Source organism: Rhodococcus sp. DMU2021, assembly GCF_019641445.1.
Classification (GTDB): domain Bacteria; phylum Actinomycetota; class Actinomycetes; order Mycobacteriales; family Mycobacteriaceae; genus Rhodococcus; species Rhodococcus pyridinivorans.
Genome location: NZ_JAIFKB010000005.1, coordinates 1 through 19032 on the forward strand (window position 1 = coordinate 1; position 19032 = coordinate 19032).

Annotated in this window: 3 protein-coding genes and 1 pseudogene; all 4 read right to left on the bottom strand. The window is 68.0% G+C overall.

The window, feature by feature from the left end; translation table 11 throughout:
• Nucleotides 1–120 precede the first annotated feature (120 nt).
• A pseudogene (locus K3M35_RS26125) lies at nt 121–488 on the bottom strand (reverse transcriptase domain-containing protein); the annotation flags it as partial.
• A gap of 244 nt (nt 489–732) precedes the next feature.
• Nucleotides 733–924, bottom strand: coding sequence for a helix-turn-helix domain-containing protein (locus K3M35_RS26880; protein ID WP_367889067.1), 192 nt, complete (start codon nt 922–924; stop codon nt 733–735).
• A 156-nt stretch (nt 925–1080) separates the two neighbouring features.
• Nucleotides 1081–2136 carry an alpha/beta hydrolase family protein gene (locus K3M35_RS10385; RefSeq protein WP_115311488.1) on the bottom strand — a complete coding sequence of 352 codons (1056 nt, stop codon included), beginning with the start codon at nt 2134–2136 and terminating at the stop codon, nt 1081–1083.
• A 142-nt stretch (nt 2137–2278) separates the two neighbouring features.
• A complete protein-coding gene (locus K3M35_RS10390) occupies nt 2279–18940 on the bottom strand; it encodes an amino acid adenylation domain-containing protein (protein ID WP_374107759.1) in 16662 nt (5553 codons plus the stop codon).
• Nucleotides 18941–19032: the final 92 nt, after the last annotated feature.

The window sequence follows — 19032 nt, forward strand, 5'->3', positions numbered from 1 at the left end:
CGACAAGCCCGCCGACAGTGTCACCGAGGGCACCGAGGAGGTGACACCGGCCTTGACCGCCTGATCCACCGACGAGGAATCACGCGACGACGTCGTACACCACCTCACGGGACTTGACCGAACACGCTTGTCGACAATTCGCGTACGGACCTGTTCCACGATCGCGGAATGGTCCAATTCGTCGAAACACGCCGCGATATCGGCCTCGAACACCCAATGATGATTTCGGGTCCCCCAAGCATGCATCTCGGCGATCGCGTCCTGAGCGCGACGCCTCGGACGGAAATCGTAGCTGACCGGTGTGAAATCCGCCTCGAAGATCGGCTCCAACACCAGCACAACAGCGACGCTTGCACCGTGCGGTCCATCGCCGTGGGGATACCGAGCCGCCTGAGCTTGCCGCTCCCCGGCTTGGGCATCATTCTCTCCCGCACCGGAAGAGGAGCAAAGGTCCGAGACTTCACCTGCTCTCGCACCTGCCCCAGGAATGCTCATGCTTGCCGGACCCAGACCATCCGGTAGTGCTGGCCTGTCCCGTCGTTGTCGGGGCTGCTTGCCACCCCTCGCCGGCGTCTCCCGGTTCAGGCTGCCCACAGCTTCGTTATGCTGCTGCGACAGCACAACGGCGCAGGTCTTTCACCTCCGCTCGGTTGCACAGCGCCTACCGGCTCGTGCCAAGCTCAGGCGAGCAGCGCCGGTTTCGGGCGTGCCCGTGCGCCACGCGCAGTTCGCTCATCGACCTCGACACGCTCCACGGCCTCTCGCCGCGTCATCCCCAGCCCGCGCAGTTGCAGATACTCGGCCCCTGCATGGATGCCCCAACCGGTGCGACGACAACCCGGCCTGCCGAGCCCATCCATACGCGGTGTTCCGATCGACATCGAGCCGACGCGCGACCTCAGCCACGCTCCCGACCTCATCCATCAACGCCAGGAAACGGACTTTCAACGACGTGGTCGTCTCCGAAAAAGACACGGTGGTCGCAACCTCCCGAAACTCGGGGTGTTGCGACCACCGTTAGAACCCGCCAAGCGGTAGGGGCCTTTCCGGTCGGTCACACGAACCGACCGACGAGGACGGTCAGAGGCCGAGGGCCTTCTGCAGCACCGGCCACGAGTCCTTCAGATCGTCCTGCCAGTAACCCCACGAATGGGTGCCGGAGTCGCGGAAGTTGTAGGTGGCGGGGATGTCCAGCTCGTCGAGGCGGGTACGGAGGTTGTGCGTGCAGTAGTTGGTCGCCGCTTCGATGACGCCGCCGACCACGATCTGGTTGGCGAGCACGTCGACCTGGCCGTCGATCTCCGGACCGTTCAGGGTGTCGTAGCGCCCCGGCAGGCCCGTGCCGTTGGAGATGTAGAGATCGAGACCGCGCAGCTCCTCGGCGTGCACGTAGGGATCGTTCTCTGCCCAGGCCGGATCGTTCAACTCACCCCACATGTTGCGGGTGTCGCCGCCACCCCAGGTCTCGACGACGAGCTTGACGAACTGCTGCCCGATCGGGTCGGAAGTCTGGGCGCAGCCGCTGTACGCCGCGACGCCCTGGTACAGGCCGGGTGCAGCGATGGGCAGCTGCAGGACCGACGTACCCGAGGACGACAGACCCGCGATCGCGTTGATCCCGTTCGTACCGAGCGCCGCGTCGATCAGCGGCGGGATCTCCTTCGTCAGGAAGGTCTCCCACTTGTTGACACCGAGAACCGGGTCCTCTTCCTTCCAGTCGGTGTAATAACTCCATTTGCCACCGACCGGGGAGACGACGTTGACGTTCTTGTCCTTCATGAACTCGATCGCGTCGGTGCGGAAGCGCCAGGTCGCGCTGTCCTCGCCACCACCGGCTCCGTTGAGGAGATACAGCGTCGGGCGCGGCTCGCTGGTGTCGGCGGGACGCCAGACGTCGAGCAGGATCTCCTTGTCCATCGAGGCGGAGTAGACGTAGACGAGCAGCTGCTGCTCGCCGTAGTTTTCGATACGGGTGATCTTCGAGCCGTTTTCGCTGGTCACCGACTGGAGCGGCTGTTGGTTCTCGGCCACAGGGTCTGCCGGCTGGGCAATTGCCGGAGCCACAGACAACGCAGCCGAGAAAACTGCGCATGCCGCGCCGACGGTCAGTACGCGAAGTCGTCCGGATCCTCGCATCGGATGCCTCATACGGTTCTCTCACCTTTTCGAATAGGCAGTGGTGGTCGGCGTCGGGCGCGGTGCGGTCCGATGCTCGAACGGAACCTACCCGATGGCGGCCTACGTACAGTTACATGCGTCGTCGTCCGGGAGCAACTCGTTACATCCACTCCCTGTGGAGGTGTTCCTCGAGCACCGGCCCGATCGCTGCCAGCGACTCGGGTGTGGTCATCGCGCCGTGCACACAGTCGATCGGAACGTCCGAGATGGTTCCGGTCACCAGGTGCGACCAGCGTCCCGCGGCACCGTCCTGGGCGGGCGGATGATCGGCCGCGCTGAAGTACATCAGGTCTCCTTCGAACACCCCGGGGGTGTGCGACGCGATGAGTTCCGCCGATCGCAGCGCACTCTCGTACAGATTGCGGAAACGCTCCGCGGTGAGCGTGACCATCTCCTGCGGAACGGTCTCCATCACGCGCTGGAGATGCTCGTCCGACAGGCTCGTCACGTCGGCCGAGTCGTCGAGGACGACGCCGATCTGTTCGAGCTCGTCGCGGATCGCTCCCCGGAAGTCGCCGACATCGAGATTCAGATGGCTGTCGAGCATGGCGAGGCAGTCGACGCTCTCCCCCGCCGCCTGCAGTTGCACGGCCATCTCGTGCGCGAGCACACCACCGAGCGACCAGCCCATGAGGTTGTACGGACCGTGTGGCTGCACCGTCCGGATCTCCTCGACGTATCGCGCCGCCATCCCGGCCAGGGACTCCGGCAGGTATCCGTCCTCCGACAGCGCCTTCGACTGGATGCCGTAGATCGGCCGATCGTGCACGAAGCGGGTCAGGCCCGAGTACGTCCACGCGAGTCCGTACATCGGATGGACACAGAACAGTGGTGCCCGGGAACCGCGTGCCCGGAGCGGGAGCAGCACCTGCATCGCACTGTCGGCGAAGGGATCGAACTCCTCGCTGGCGTCGCGTTCGGCCGAGATGCGTCCTGCCAGTGCAGCGACGGTGGGGTCGGTGAACAACCACTGGACGCGGACGTCGGCGCCCACGCTGTCGCGGAGCCGGCTCGCGACCTGCGTCGCATTCAACGAGTTGCCGCCGAGCGCGAAGAAGTCGTCGTCCACACCGACCTTCTCGACGCCGAGGACCTCCTCGACGACGCCTGCGACGAGCTCCTCGAGCGGAGTACGCGGCGCCGTGTACGCGACGGTGTCGATCACCGGGGTGGGAAGCGCCTTCCGGTCGAGCTTGCCGTTGGCGTTGAGCGGCAGTTCGTGCAAGGGCACGAGGACCGCAGGCACCATGTACGACGGCAGCGAATGCCGCGCATGCACGGCGAGTTCGCCGACATCCAGCGACACTCCTTCGGCAGCGACGACATAGGCCGCGAGACGGTCGCCTCCGTCCGGTCCCGCGACGACGGTGACCACGGCGCGCGCCACCTCGGGTCGCGATACGAGCACTGCTTCGATCTCACCGAGCTCGATGCGCTGCCCGCGCAGTTTGACCTGGAAATCGGACCGGCCGAGGTAGTCGAGTCTGCCGTCCTCTCTCCACCGGACGAGGTCTCCGGTGCGGTACAACCGCGCTCCGGTGTTGCGGGGATCGGCGACGAAACGCTCCGCCGTGAGAACCGCTGCGTGGGCGTATCCGCGGGAGAGTTGCACTCCCCCGACGTACAGTTCGCCGACGCTTCCGACCGGCACCGGCCGGAGCCGACTGTCGAGTACGTGCACCGTCGTGTTGGCGACCGGTGCACCGATCGGCACCGGCCGGCCGTGCACTCGGGCCGTGTCCACACTGGTGACCACGGTTGCTTCCGCAGGGCCGTACCAGTTGACGAGTGCCGCCGTGCCGATCGCCCGGTAGGCGTCGACGGTGTCGGCGGTCAGTTCCTCCCCGGCCGCGAAGACGTACTTCAGCGATGCGAGGTCGCCGGAATCCGCGGACTCGCAGAAGACATCGAGCATGGACGGCACGAAATGCACCGAGCTCACCGACCGGCGACGGATCGTCTCGGCGAGATACTGCGGGTCGCGGTGCCCGTCGGGCCGGGCCACCACGACCGTCGCCCCGGTCTGCAACGGCCAGAACAATTCCCATGTGGAGATGTCGAAGGTGACGGGAGTCTTGTGCAGGACCACATCCCCCACAGAATGCGGGAATGTGCGCTGCGCCCAGCGGAACTGGTTGGCGACCTGCCGGTGGGTGATCTGGACACCCTTGGGACGGCCCGTCGACCCCGACGTGTAGATCACGTAGGCCGTGTTGTCAGGCCTCAGGGAGCCGAGCCGTTCGCAGTCGTCGAGAGGGTGAGAGGGCAGGTGACCGAGGTCGAGGCGATCCACGTCGATCACCGGAACGGTCGTCGCGACGTCGACACCCTCACGGCTCGTGGTGAGGACGCATGCGGGACGCGCCCCATCGAGTACGAGCGCGGTGCGATCGGCGGGATGATCCGGGTCGATGGGTACGTACCCACCACCGGCCTTGACGATCGCGTAGATCGCGAGCGGCAGTTCGAGCGAGCGCCGCATCGCCACCGCGACGAGCGTCTCCGGCCCCACGCCCAGTGCGACGAGGTGCCGGGCGAGCCGGTTGGCTTCCGCGTCGAAGGTCGCGTAGTCCCACTCGGTGTCCTCGAACACGAGTGCCGGAACCTGTGGGGTGCGGGCCGCCTGCTCCTCGAACAATGACACCAGCGTCGCCTCGTCGAGCAGTTCGGGGACGTCCGTCGCATTCCATCGGTCGAGACGCGCCCGATCGTGTCCGGTCGACACGTCGAGCTGCCCGATCCGCCGGTCGACCGACTCGGCGAACGCGTCGAGCACGACCTCCAGCCGGCCGGCCACGTCGCGCGCGAAGGTCCCGCCGATCACGTCTTCCAGATACTTCACCGTCACCCGAACCCGGTCGTCGGCGACCACCATGAGTGTCAGCGGATAGTGTGTGCCGCTGGCCGCGTCCACGGCGGCGACGTCGAGACCGATGCCGGAGCGCGCCTCCGACAGGGCGGCCGCGTCCACCGGGAACGATTCGAAAACCACGAGCGAGTCGAACAGTGCGTCCGCACCGGCCGACTCCTGGATCTCGGCCAACCCGAGATAGTGGTGATCGAGGAGCTCACCCTGTTCGCGTTGCACCGTCGAAGCCAGGTTCGCGACGGTCTCGTCCGGGTCGATGCGCACCCGGACGGGGACGGCGTTGAGGAACAGGCCGACCATCGACTCGATACCGGGTAGCTGTGGCGGACGTCCGGATACGGTGGCGCCGAAGACGACGTCGTCGCGGTCGGTCATCCGGGAGAGCAACAGCCCCCATGCCGTCTGCACCATGCTGTTGAGGGTGACGCCGAGTCGACGCGCCGTCGCGGACAGCTTCGCCGTGGTGTCCGGCGTGAGTTCGAAACCGGCTTCGCCGATGCCCGCCTCGATCCCGCGAGCGGTGTCGAGCGTGGTGATCGTCGTGGGACCGTCCAGGCCGTCGAGCGAGCGCTTCCATGCCTCCCGCGATTCGGCGTGATCCCGTGCGTGCAGCCACTCGAGATAGTCCCGATAGGGAGCGACGGGCGGCAGCACGGCCGGATCCGCGTCGGCTGCGTACAGCACGAGCATGTCGCGCATCAGCAGCGGCATCGACCAGCCGTCGATGAGGATGTGATGGCTCGTGACGAGCAGATCGACACGGTCCGAGGCGGCACGGAACAGGGTGAACCGGAGCAGCGGGGCGCGGTCCATCACGAAATGCGTTGCGAGATCCTCTGCTTTCGCCTGCTCGATGCGCGCGTCGATCGCGTCCGGGTCGCCGGCCTCGGTGACGTCCACCTCACGCCACGGAACCTCGATCCCGCGCTGCACGACCTGCACCGGCACACCGCTGCGCGTCGTGGTGAACGCCGCGCACAGGTTGGGGTAACGGTCGAGCAGGGTCTGTGCGGCCCGGTGCAAGCGGGCGGTGTCGAGATCACCGCGGAGACGGAGCACGAACTGGGTCGTGTACACGTCGACGCCGTCGCTCGCGAGCAGGGCGTGGAACAACATGCCCTGCTGTAGCGGGGTGAGCGGCCACACGTCCTCGAGGCCCGGGTACCGCTGCTCCCATATCTCGATGTCGTCGGCATCCGCGTCGACGAGGGGTAGGTCGGAGGGGGTGAGTCCGCCGATACCGGGTTGTGCCGCGTACCGGGCGAGTGCGTCCACCGTCGCGGTCCATGTCCGGATCACGTCGGCGAGTTCGTCTTCGTGGACGCGCGCGGGATCGGCGGTGAGGGTCACGGCGAGTTCCCCCGCGACCGACGAGGCGTGGATTTCGAGCCGATGTTCCGGTGCGGTACGGAAGACGGGCCGGATCCCGTGCTCGGCGGACAATCGCCAGGCCTCGCGCATGTCCCCGGCGCGTGGTTCGCCGTGCAGGGTCACCATCGTGTCGGGACCAGCCGTCACCGCGTCGTCGGGCGACCGGCGTAGCGCCGCACGGAGTTGTTCCTTGACGGCCTTGACGAGTGGGGCTGCCCCTTCGGGCCCGGTGAGTTCCCCGACCCACTCCAGGTCGATGTGCGCCGGATACTGCACCTGCAGACCGCCGACCGTCCGGGACGTACCGGCCGCAGATGCGAGTCGTCGCCCGTCGGCGCCCACCACGAGATCGACCTGTGTCGACCCGCGGGTGCCGGTGACCGCGACCGCAGCGACCGCGACGAGCACGTCGATCGGTTCGGCGCGGAAAGCCGCAGCAAGATCGGCGAAGACGGATGCGGTGTCCGAGGCCGAATGACGGACGATGGCCCCGAGGGGGGCCCGCTCGTCCGAATCCGCAGTCGCGACTCTCGTCACCGGCGCGGCAGGAGGCATCGCGAACGTGTTCGACCATGCCCGCGCCGAGACCTTCTCGGCCGCCACGGTGGGGGCGCGACCGGCGGCACGGGCGGTCCAGGCGGCGGCCAGATCGTCGGCGAGCACCTGCCACGACACTCCGTCGACGGCGACCGCGTCGCCGACGGCCACGAGCAGATCGGAGTCACCGGCGGACACCCGGACGAATTGCACGACGATGCCGGCAGCCGGGTCCAGCCGGTCTGCGGCCTCCCGCACGACGCCGTCGACGATCACCTCGAGCGCAAGGGGGCCTTCGACTACCTTGTGCCGCAACACCTTCGAGATATCGAGGGCCGACGCGGCAACGACCCGCGGGGGCTCGTCGACCTCGCGCGGCACGACCAGACGCAGCAGCGGATGCGCCGCAAGTACAGCGGTCAGGCACTCGGCCGGACCGTCGTCGTCGACTCCGCCCGGCATCTCGATGACGACACTCGTGACACCGTGGTGCCCGCCTGCGCGAACACGCGCGATCTCGGGTGTCCGAGGAGCGGTGTCCTCGGCTGCAGGATCCGCCTCCGCCTCCCCCGCCTCCGTGGCAGCCCCGGCATCGACGAGTTCGGCGAGTGCCGCGACCGTCTTCCGTTCGAAGACGTCGCGCGGGCTCAGTTCGAATCCGAGCGCCCGGGCTCGGGCGACGAACTGGATGGACACGATACTGTCGCCGCCGAGGGCGAAGAACGAGTCGTCGGCGCCGATCTCGTCGACACCGAGGATCTCGACGAAGATCCCGGCGATCGCGGTCTCCGCCGGAGTCGACGGTGCGCGACGCTCCGCGGAAGCGAACACCGGTTCCGGCAGGGCCTTCTTGTCGAGCTTGCCCACCGGGGTCAACGGCACCCGGTCGATGACGACGACGGTCGTGGGCACCATGTAGTCGGGCAGCGACCTGGCCACGAACGCGAGCAGTTCGTCGGTGTCGACGGTCCGCGCTTCGCACGGCTTGACGTAGGTCACGAGAACTACGGCGCCGGCTGCGGTCTCGTGCCCGAGAGTAGCCGCGAAGTCGACGTCCGGATGTGCGACGAAGGTCGCGTCGACCTCCCCCAGTTCGATCCGGAACCCGCGGATCTTGACCTGCTGGTCGGCACGTCCGACGTACTCGAGTTCTCCGCCTGCGGCCCAGCGGACGAGATCGCCCGTGCGGTACAGGCGTTGCCCGTCGCCGAACGGGGATGCGACGAACCGTTCCGAGGTGAGCCCGGCCCGGCGGTGATATCCGCGGGTCAGCGCCGGTCCCGAGAGGTAGAGTTCGCCGGTGACGCCGAGCGGGACGGGATGCAGTCGGGCATCGAGCACGTGCACACCCACACCGCGCAACGGATGACCGATAGGCATCGCGCCTCCCGGCACGAGCGGTTCGGAGCTGGTGGTGATACACGTGGTCTCGGTCGGGCCGTACACGTTGTAGAACCGACGGTCGCTTCCCCACCGGGTCACCAGATCGGAGGAGTACGCCTCGCCGCCGACCATCACCGCCTCGAGTTCACCGAGGCCGGACGGATCGACGGTGGCCAGCGCGGCCGGAGTGACGAAGGCGTGCGTGACGGCCTCGCGCCGCAGGACGGCCGCAAGTTCCTCGCCGCCGTAGATCGCGGGCGGCACGATCACCATCGTCGCTCCCGCTCCGACCGCGAGCAGCATCTCGAGCACGGACGCATCGAAGCTCGGTGAAGCGAACTGCAGGGTGCGTGCGTCGGCTGTGATTCGGAAGGTCTCGCATTGCGCGCGTGCAAGATTCGCCAGACCCGCATGGGTCGAGACGACACCCTTCGGCCGGCCGGTGGAGCCGGAAGTGTAGATGACGTAGGCCGCGTTGCCGACGCGGATCGCGCCGTGCAGTTCCGTCGCCTCGATCGGTTCGGACGACATCCGGTCGCATCTGTCCCGGAACTCGTCGTCGTCGAGCACGAGCCACTCGGCGTCGGGGAGCCTGCCGGCGTGAGCCGAGGAGGTGACGCCGAGACCTGCTCCCGAATCCTCCAGCATGTAGGCGATACGGTCGGCCGGATAGTCGGGGTCGATGGGCACATAGGCCGCCCCCGTCTTGGCGACCGCCCATACCGCCCGGATCATGTCGATCGAGCGTGGGAAGGCGAGGCCGACGAACGTCTCCGGACCTGCACCGTGGTCGAGGAGCACCCGGGCGAGACGGTTCGTCTGCTCGTCCAGCTCGCGATAGGTCAGTGCCTCGTCGCCGCAACGCACGGCGGTGCGGTCCGGTCCCCCCGCCACAGCGAGCGACAGGAGCCGTGACAGGGTCTGCGGCTCGACCGATTCGGCGCCGCGCACTCCCGCGAGACGTGCACGCTCCTCGGCGTCGAGGATGTCCACGTCGCCGATCGCCCGGTCGGTGTCGGTGAGGACACCGTCGAGGAAACGCACGAAGCGACGCGCGAAGCCGTCGATCGTGTTCTCGTCGAACAGGTCTCGTGCATACGAGAACTCGGCCGCCATACCGGCCGGTTCGCCGGCCTGATCGAATTGTTCGGCGAGGGTGAGCGACAGGTCGAATTTGGCGACGTCGATATCGGAATCCACGATTCCGAAACTCAGGCCCGGCAGATCGAAACCGGTCCGGCCCAGGTTCTCGAAGGAGAGTGCGACCTGGAACAGTGGCTGCCGCGCGGTGGACCGTTCCGGCGCCAGGATCTCGACCAGACTCTCGAACGGGATATCGGCGTGTGCGAACGCATCGAGATCCGTCTCACGTGCCTCGGCGAGCAGGTCGGCGAACGACCGGTCGCCACGCGGCGCGGTCCGCAGCACGAGAGTGTTGACGAACATACCGATCAGGTCGTCGAGTTCCTCGTGTCCGCGGCCGGCGACGGGCGTACCGATCGCGATGTCGACGTCACCGGTGATGCGGTGCAGGAAGCCGGCGAGTGCGGCGTGCAGCACCATGAACAGGGTCGCGTTGTGCGTGCGGGCGACCTCGGTGAGCCCGTGATGGGTCGACGGGTCGACGACGAAGCGCACCTTGCCACCTCGCATCGACTGCACGGGCGGGCGCGGACGATCGGTGGGCAGGGCGATCTCGTCGGCGATCCCGGTGAGAGCGTTCTTCCAGTAGGCCGCCTGTCCGGCGAGAACCGAGGCGGGATCGTCCTCCGCACCGAGCATCCGTCGCTGCCACAGAGCGAAGTCGGCGTACTGGATCGGGAGTGCCGCCCAAGCGGGCACCGCGCCCGCCGAGCGTGCACTGTAGGCGACCACGAGGTCTCGCGTGAGCGGCCCGACCGACCAGCCGTCGGCGCTGATGTGGTGCACCACCGTCACGAGGACGTGCTCGGTCGCGGCGAGACGGAACAGCGCGAGCCGGACCGGGATCTCGGTGGTGACATCGAAGCCGCGCGCGACGATGTCGTGTACCCGGGCCGGCAGGTCGGTCTCGGTCACGTCGACGGGTTCGAGGCGAACGGTGGCCTCCACTGCCGGGAGGATCTGCTGGATCGGACCTTCCGTCCCGCGCGGATATCGCGTACGGAGGGTCTCGTGTCGCGCCACGATGTCGTCGACGGCGTGCTGCAGGGCCTCGGCGTCGAGCGATCCGGACAGCCGCACCGCCGCAGCGACGTTGTAGGCGGGCGAGGACGTGTCGAACTGGTTGACGAACCACATCCGCTGCTGCGCGAGCGAGAGGGGTATCTCTACCGGGCGAATCACTGGGACGAGAGGTTCGTGGTGTTCGACCGCGGAGAACTGCTCGAGGCGGGCAGCGAGCGCACCCACACCGGGGGCCTCGAACAGTGCGCGGACGGGAACGCGCAGTCCCGACATCTTACCGAGACGCGCGACGACCTGGGTGGCGAGCAACGAGTTGCCGCCGAGATCGAAGAAGTCGTCGTCCAGACCGATGCGGTCGACGCCGAGCACATCTGCGAACACACCGGCCACGGTCTGCTCGATCGTCGTGGTCGGGGCGCGGAACTCCGTGGACTCGAAGACGGGCGCGGGAAGTGCTGCGCGGTGGAGCTTTCCGTTGGCGGTCAGCGGAAGCTCGGTCAGAACGACGAACGCCCCGGGGATCATGTATCCGGGCAGTTCCCGGGCGAGAGCCTCGGCAACCCGGCCGGTGTCGACGACCGCACCGGCAGCGGGAACCAGGTACGCGACGAGCCGATCACCGAGACGCGCATCGTGGTGCGCGGTCACGACGGCCGCAGCGATATCGTCGAGGCGACGGAGTGCCGATTCGATCTCCTCGAGTTCGATGCGGAAACCGCGGATCTTCACCTGGAAGTCGGAGCGGCCCCGGTACTCGATCTCGCCGTCGGTGCGGAGCACCGCGAGATCACCGGTGCGGTACATGCGCGTCCCGGCCGGTCCGAACGGGTCGGCGACGAAACGGTCCGCCGTCAGTGCCGGTCGATCCTGGTAGCCGCGGGCGAGCTGGATACCGGCGAGGTAGAGCTCCCCGATCACCCCGGCAGGCACCGGATGGAGGCGCCGATCGAGGATGTGGACGCGGGTGTTCCATTCGGGTGTGCCGATGGGCACGACGTGCTCGTCCGCGTCGTCGACCTCGTGCGAGGTGACCGACACGGCGGCTTCGGTCGGGCCGTAGAGGTTGAACAGTGCTGCACGGTGGGTGCGGCGGAACGCGCGAGCGGTCGTGGCCGGCAGCGCTTCACCGATCGCGAGGACGACGCGCACGGATTCGGGGAGCGACCCCTCCGAGGCGGTCATGAGCATCTCGAGCATCGAGGGCACCAGGTGCACGACGGTGACACCTTGCTCCTGCATCGTGGCAAGCAGATAGTCCGGGTCCTGATGACCGTCCGGTCGTGCCACGACCAACCGGCCGCCTGTGGTGGGCGCCGACCAGAACTCCCACACCGACAGATCGAACGTCGAGGCGGTCTTGAGGAGCACGACGTCGTCGGGGCCGAGATCGAATTCCTCGGCCTTCCAGAGCAACTGGTTGGTGACGGCGCGGTGGCTGACCGCGACGCCCTTCGGCCGGCCGGTCGACCCGGACGTGAAGATCACGTATGCGAGATCGTCGGGCCGCAGCGGTGAGCTCCGGTGCGCGTCGAGTACCGGACCGGACGGATACCGGGCCGTGTCGATCTCGTCGAGGTCGACGATCTTCGGCAGATCGAGGGCGCAGGTCCGGCGAGCGTCGCCGTTCGTGAGGACGACCGTGGGGGCGCTCGTCTCCAGGATGTACTCGACGCGGGCCACGGGCATCGCGGGATCGATCGGTACGTATGCCGCACCCGTCTTCGCGACCGCGTACATCGCGATGGGGAGCTCCGCACAACGCGGCAGGAGGAGCGCGACACGATCCTCCGTACCGACACCCCACTCGAGCAGCATGTGCGCGAGCCGGTTGACCTCGGTGTCGAGCTCCGCATAGGTCCAGTGCCTGTCACCCGATACGAGAGCCACCGCGTCCGGTCGGCGTGCGACCTGCTCGTCGAACAGGGTCGCCAATGTGGCGGAACCGTCCGTGGTCCGGTCGGTGTCGTCGAGCTCGGCGAGCCGTTGCCGATCGGCCTCCCCGAGCAGATCGATGTCGCCCACCACGACGTCCGGGTCGGCGGTCACCGCGCGCAGGACCGTCTCGAGCAGTTCGGTGAACCGCACGACCGTGGACTCGTCGAACAGGTCGGTGGCGTAGGTGACGAAACCGCCGACACCGAGGGGCGATCCGTCCTCGGCGTAATGGTCCGCGACGATGAAGTGCAGATCGAATTGGGAGATCTCGGTCTCGATGTCGAGACCCGTGACCGTCAGGCCCGGCAGTTCGAGGCTCGACCGCTCGACGTTCTGGAACGACAGGCCTACCTGGAACAGGGGGTGCCGCGCCTGCGATCTGGTGGGGTTGAGGATCTCGACGATCCTCTCGAACGGCAGGTCCGCATTGGCGTAGGCGTCGAGATCGATCTCCCGCACGCGGTCGAGGAGCTCGCCGAATCGCGCGTCGTCGTCCACTCGGGTGCGGAACACGAGCGTGTTGACGAACATGCCGATGACGTCGTCGAGCCGGGCCTCGCCGCGACCCGCGATCGGCGTGCCGACCGCGACGTCGGAACTCGCGCTCAATCGTGACAGGAGGACCGCGAGCGCTGCATGGAACGTCATGAACAGCGACGCCCCGCGCTCGCGCGAGAGAGACGACAGCGCGGAGTGCACGTCCGCCGGGATCCGCAACGGAACGCGGCGGCCCCGCAGGGACTGCACCGGTGGGCGGGGACGGTCGATCGGCAGTTCCAGCTGGTCGGGAAGACCGTCGAGGGTCTCGACCCAGTACCGGATCTGCGCTGCCGCGACGGAATCCGCATCGGATTCGGAGCCGAGCACCTCGCGTTGCCACAGGCTGTAGTCGGCGTACTGCACCGGCAGCGGCGTCCACGACGGACGTTCACCTGCGAGTCGCGACATGTACGCGGTCATCAGGTCGCGGGTGAGCGGCGCCATCGACGACGCGTCGGCACTGATGTGGTGGACGACGAACGCGAGCACGTGGTCGTCGGCATCCAGGCGGAACAGCCTGGCACGAAGCGGGGCATCGGTTGTGACGTCGAATCCGGCGACGGCCAGCGCGGTGACGGCGGTCTCGAGATCACCGGGGACGATCTCGACCGGTGTCAGATCGGGAACGGACCCGGCCGCCGGCAGCACGACCTGCACCGGACCGTCCTCGGACTCCGGGTAGACGGTGCGCAGGATTTCGTGCCGATCGATCACGTCGGCGACCGCGGCTTCGAGAGCCCGGGCGTCGAGAGATCCCGTGATCCGGAGCGCCACCGGCAGGTTGTAGGCCGGCGATTCCGGATCGAATCGGTTGAGGAACCACATGCGCTGCTGTGCGAGCGACAGTGGCACGCGCTCGGGACGGGGCCGGGCCTCGAGACGGGGCCGGTCCTCACCTGTTCCGTGTGATTCGAGGCGCACGGCCAGCGCCGCGACCGTGGGCGATTCGAACAGTTCCCGAACCGGGACCCTCGTGCCGAGTGCGTCGGAGATCCGTGATGCGACGCGCGTCGCGACGAGCGAGTTGCCGCCGAGTTCGAAGAAGTCGTCGTCGGCACCCACCCGGGCCACGCCGAGCACGTCGGCGTAGACACCTGCCACGATCTCCTCGATCGGGGTACGGGCCGCACGGAACTCGCGTGCTTCGAAGACCGGTGCGGGCAGGGCCTTGCGGTCGAGCTTTCCGCTGGTGTTCAAGGGGAACTCGTCGAGCGCGACGACGGCCGAGGGCACCATGTAGGAAGGCAACGTCTTCTTCACCGCATCGAGCAGCGCCGCCCGGTCGACGGTGTGTCCCGGTGCCGGCACGACGTACGCGACCAGTTGCTCACCGGTGGATGTGGGCACGACGAGCGCGACTGCCTGCGATACCTCGGCACAGCCGAGCAGAGCCGTCTCGATCTCGCCGAGCTCGATGCGCTGGCCGCGGAACTTGACCTGGAAGTCGGTGCGACCCAGATAGTCCAGGACGAGCTCTCCCGCAACGGTACGACGCCACCGCACGAGGTCGCCGGTGCGGTACATCCGGCTCCCCGGTCGTCCGAGCGGACTCGCGACGAACCTGTCGGAGGACAGGTCGGGGCGCTTCTCGTAACCCCGAGCGAGTTGAACCCCGCCGAGATACAGCTCACCCGGCGTCCCGACGGGTGTGGGAGCCAGACGCGAGTCGAGGACGTAGACCTGCACGTTCCATTCGGGCACACCGATCGGCACGGAGTGACCGTCGCCGTCGGCCGGCCAGTAGGTCGCCGAGACCGCCGCCTCGGTCGGGCCGTAGAGATTGTGGAGCGCCGCATCGCCGAGCCGGCGGAAGGCCGACACCGTTTCCGGCGGCAGTGCCTCTCCGATGACGAACACGTGCCGCAGGCTCGCGCAGCTGCCGGCGGGTGCCTGTGCGGCGAAGACGGTGAGCATCGACGGGACGAAATCGGTGAGGGTGACGCGGTGGCGTGTGACGGCATCCGCCACCCAGGCCGGGTCGCGATGGGCGTCGTGCGGCGCCACGACGAGGGTGCCCCCGGTGCGCAGTGGCAGGAAGTAGCCCCAGAGCGAGACGTCGAAGGTCGTGGCGGTCTTCTGCAGGTACACATCGCTCCCGGCGATGTCGTACTCGGCAGCCATCCACTCGAGCTGGTTGACGATCGCTTCGTGGGGGACGGACACACCCTTCGGCCGTCCCGTCGAACCCGACGTGAAGATCACGTAGGCCGGTGATGCGGGCTGTACGGTGCCGCGCAGTTCGTCCTCCCGGACAGGATGCGCGTCGTACACATCCGCCTCCAGGGTGTCGAGGAGGATCGGGGCGATTCCCTCGGGGAGGTCGCCGGCGTCCGCGCTCGTGCTGAGCACACACACCGGTCGGGCGGTGTCGAGGATGTGACCGATCCGATCGGCCGGATGGTCGGGATCGAGCGGCACGTAGGCGCCGCCGGCGGTGACGACCGCGTACATGGCGACCACGAGATCGATCGACCTCCGGATCCCCAGGGCCACGAGCGATTCGGGTCCGACCCCGGACGAGATCAGGTGCCGCGCGAGTCGGTTGACGCGTGCGTCGAACTCGGCATAGGTGAGCGACTCGTCGCCGAAGAGGACCGCGGTCGCTCCCGGGACGCGGTCGACCTGGGCTCGATAACGTGACAGCAGTGTCCCCGTGTCCGTCGGATGGTCGGTCGCGTTGACCCCGACGGTGAGTGCATGACGCTCGTGCGGGGTCAGCAGGTCGATCTCCCCGACCGGGATGTCGGCGTCGCTCGCGAAGGCTCCGAGCACCGACACCAAGCGATCCGCCAGGGCGCGAACGGTCGAGTCGTCGAAAAGATCGGTGGCGTAGGTGAACTGGGCTCCGATTCCGGCGGGGTGCCCGTCCACCTCCCGGGGGGTCACCGTGAGCTGGAGATCGAACTTGGCGATGCTTCCGCCGAGATCCACAGGTACGAGCTCGAGATCGTGCAGCGCGAGTTCGGGCTGCGCCATGTTCTGGAAGAACAGGGCGACCTGGAAGAGCGGGTGGTGCCCCGCGGAGCGGACCGGATCGAGGATCTCCACGAGCCGCTCGAACGGCAGATCGGCGTGCGCGAATGCGTCGATGTCGGTATCGCGGACCCGGTGCAGGAGCTCGGCGCAGGTCAGGTCGGGCGTGATGTCGGTCCGCAGCACAAGGGTGTTGACGAACATGCCGATGAGGTCGTCGAGGGCCTGCTCGCCACGCCCGGCGACGGGTGTGCCGATCGCGATGTCGCGTGCGCCCGAGATCCTCGACAACAACACCGCGAAGGCTGCGTGGACGACCATGAACGGCGAACATCCCGCTGCCCGGCCGAGTTCGGCGACGGCCGCGTGCAGTGCCGGATCGATCTCGAAATCGACGGTGGCGCCGCGGCCCGACGCCTCGACCGGCCGGGGCCGGTCCGTAGGGAGTTCGAGCCGGTCCGGTAGGTCGGCGAGAACGGACGTCCAGTACGCGATCTCCTTCGCCACCGGAGAATCAGGATCGTCCTCGGAGCCGAGCACCGCACGCTGCCACAGGGTGTAGTCGGCGTACTGCACGGCGAGCGGTTGCCAGCCGGGGACCGCTCCGGCGGTGCGGGCGAGGTAGGCGGTGACGAGGTCGCGTACGAACGGTTCGGTGGACGCCCCGTCTGCGGCGATGTGGTGGACGACGATGACCAGGACGTGCTCGTCGGGCGCGACCCGCAGGAGTTCGAGCCGCAGCGGCACCTCTGTCGTCACGTCGAAACCGGCCGACACGGTGCGCAGGACGCGGTTCTCCACGTCGGAGACCGGGACGTCCTCGACACGCACAGTCGGGGTGGCCGCCGACGGGGGAAGGATCACCTGACTGCCCACCCCGTCGCGATCGGGGTAGACGGTGCGGAGCGTTTCGTGCCGATCCACGAGGTCGGCGATCGCCGCGCGGAGTGCGTCGACGTCGAGCGCCCCGCGCAGCCGGAGCGCGACGGGAATGTTGTTCGCTGCCGAGCCGGTGTCGAACCGGCTGAGGAACCACATCCGTTGCTGGGCGAGCGACAGCGGAATCGTCTCGGGCCGCGTACCGGCGGTGAGCGGGATACGGCCGCCGGTGCCGAGGGGTTCGATCAGCGCGGCGAGCGCAGCCACGGTCGAGCCCTCGAACAACAGTCGGGCCGGCACACGGGTGTCGAGGCGTTCACCGAGCCGGGCCGCCACCCGGGTCGCCACGAGCGAGTTGCCGCCGAGATCGAAGAAGTCGCCGTCGAGACCCACCCGTTCCAGGCCGAGCAGCGTCGCGAACTCCTCGGCGACAGCGATCTCGGTATCCGTGACAGGCGGGCGGAACTCGACGGTCACCGGATCGGGGTCCGGCAGCGCCGCGCGATCGACCTTGCCGGACGGCGTCAGCGGGATCTCGTCCAGTACGACGATCACCGACGGAACCATATGCGACGGAAGAACGTTCGATATCTCTTCGGTAACCACGCGGGTGTCGATCCCCACCCCCTCCGAGGAGTGCAGGTAGGACACCAACTGCGCTTGACCCGCCGGCGTCTCGCGACCCACCGTCATCGCGAAATCGACTCCGTCACAGGCGGCGAGCGCTGCGTCTATCTCACCGAGTTCGACTCGGAAACCGCGGATCTTGACCTGGAAGTCGTTGCGTCCCAGGTAGATCAATTCGCCGTTCGTGCCGCGGGAGGTACGGACGAGATCGCCGGTACGGTAGAGCCTGGTACCGCCCGGCCCTGCGACGAATCGTTCTGCGGTCAGACCGGGGCGTCCCCGATAGCCTCTGGCCAGAGCCGTCCCGGACACGTACAGTTCACCGGCCACGCCGGGAGCGACCGGATTCAGGCGGGCGTCGAGGACGGACGCGCTCAGATTGCGAACCGGCGTACCGATCGTCACGGGCCGTCCCGGTTCGAGCGGCCCGCTGCAGTGCGTCATGATCGTCGACTCGGTCGGTCCGTAACCGTTGAAGAATCGGCGCCCGGGTGCCCAGCGCTCCACGACATCCGGCGGACATGCCTCACCAGCGGAGAGCACCATCTCCAGATCGGTCAGAGTGCTCGGGTCGATCGAGGTCAGCACGGCCGGGGTGATCACGGCGTGCGTCACGCGCTCGCGGCGTAGCAGTTCGGCGAGCTCGTCCCCGCCGAACACGGTGGGCGGTGCGACGACCATGGTCGCGCCGACGGAGATCGTCATCAACCATTCGAAGACCGACGCGTCGAAGCTCGGCGACGCCACGTGCAGCACGCGCGACTGCGGTGTCAGATCGAAGCGTGCCGCGACTTCCTGCGCGAGGTCGTCGAGGCCCGTGTGGGTGACGGGGACGCCCTTCGGCCGGCCCGTCGAACCCGAGGTGTAGATGACATAGGCCGGGTTCTCGGCCCGCAGCGGCAGCACCCGCTCGTCGAAGCTCACGGGAGCGGACGGCAGAGCGTCGGCATCGGTGATCGTCTGCGGATCGTCGAGCGCGATCCACTCGACGGTCTCGGGCAGCGCGGCCACCGAGGCCGACCGGGTCAGACCCAGGCGTGCACCGGAGTCGTCGATCATGAACTCGATGCGGTCTGCCGGATAGTTCGGGTCGACGGGAACGAATGCCGCGCCCGACTTGGCGACCGACCACACCGCGAGCACGGACTCGATCGAACGGGCGAGCGATACCGCGACCACGTCCTCCGGGCCGACCCCCCGGTCGATCAGGAGACGAGCCGTTCGCGACGACGCGGCGTCGAGTTCGGCGTAGGTCAGGGAACGGTCGCCGAAGACCACGGCCGTGGCCGCCGGGTCTCGTTCCACGGCAGCCGCCAGCAACTGCGGAAGGAGCACGGCACGCGGTCCGCGCCTCCGGGCAGGGCGCCGACGGGGCCGGCTGCCGCGGTCCGTCCGTGCCGGATCGGCGTTCCGGACGTCGTCGAGGTTCGTCCGAGCCTCGTCCCCCTGCTGCCCGCCGACCTCGCGCGAGAACTCACTCACCACTGGTACCGATTCCCTCGAACGTCCCGTTTCGGCCGCGACCACCCGTTGTGACCGGGTGGTCAGTTGCCCCATTAGAGCATCGCGGGGCA

What these genes read in the sequence shown, in the direction of transcription:
- K3M35_RS26880 (WP_367889067.1), bottom strand. Translation starts at nt 924, where the DNA reads ATGGATGAGGTCGGGAGCGTGGCTGAGGTCGCGCGTCGGCTCGATGTC.
- K3M35_RS10385 (WP_115311488.1), bottom strand. Translation starts at nt 2,136, where the DNA reads ATGCGAGGATCCGGACGACTTCGCGTACTGACCGTCGGCGCGGCATGC.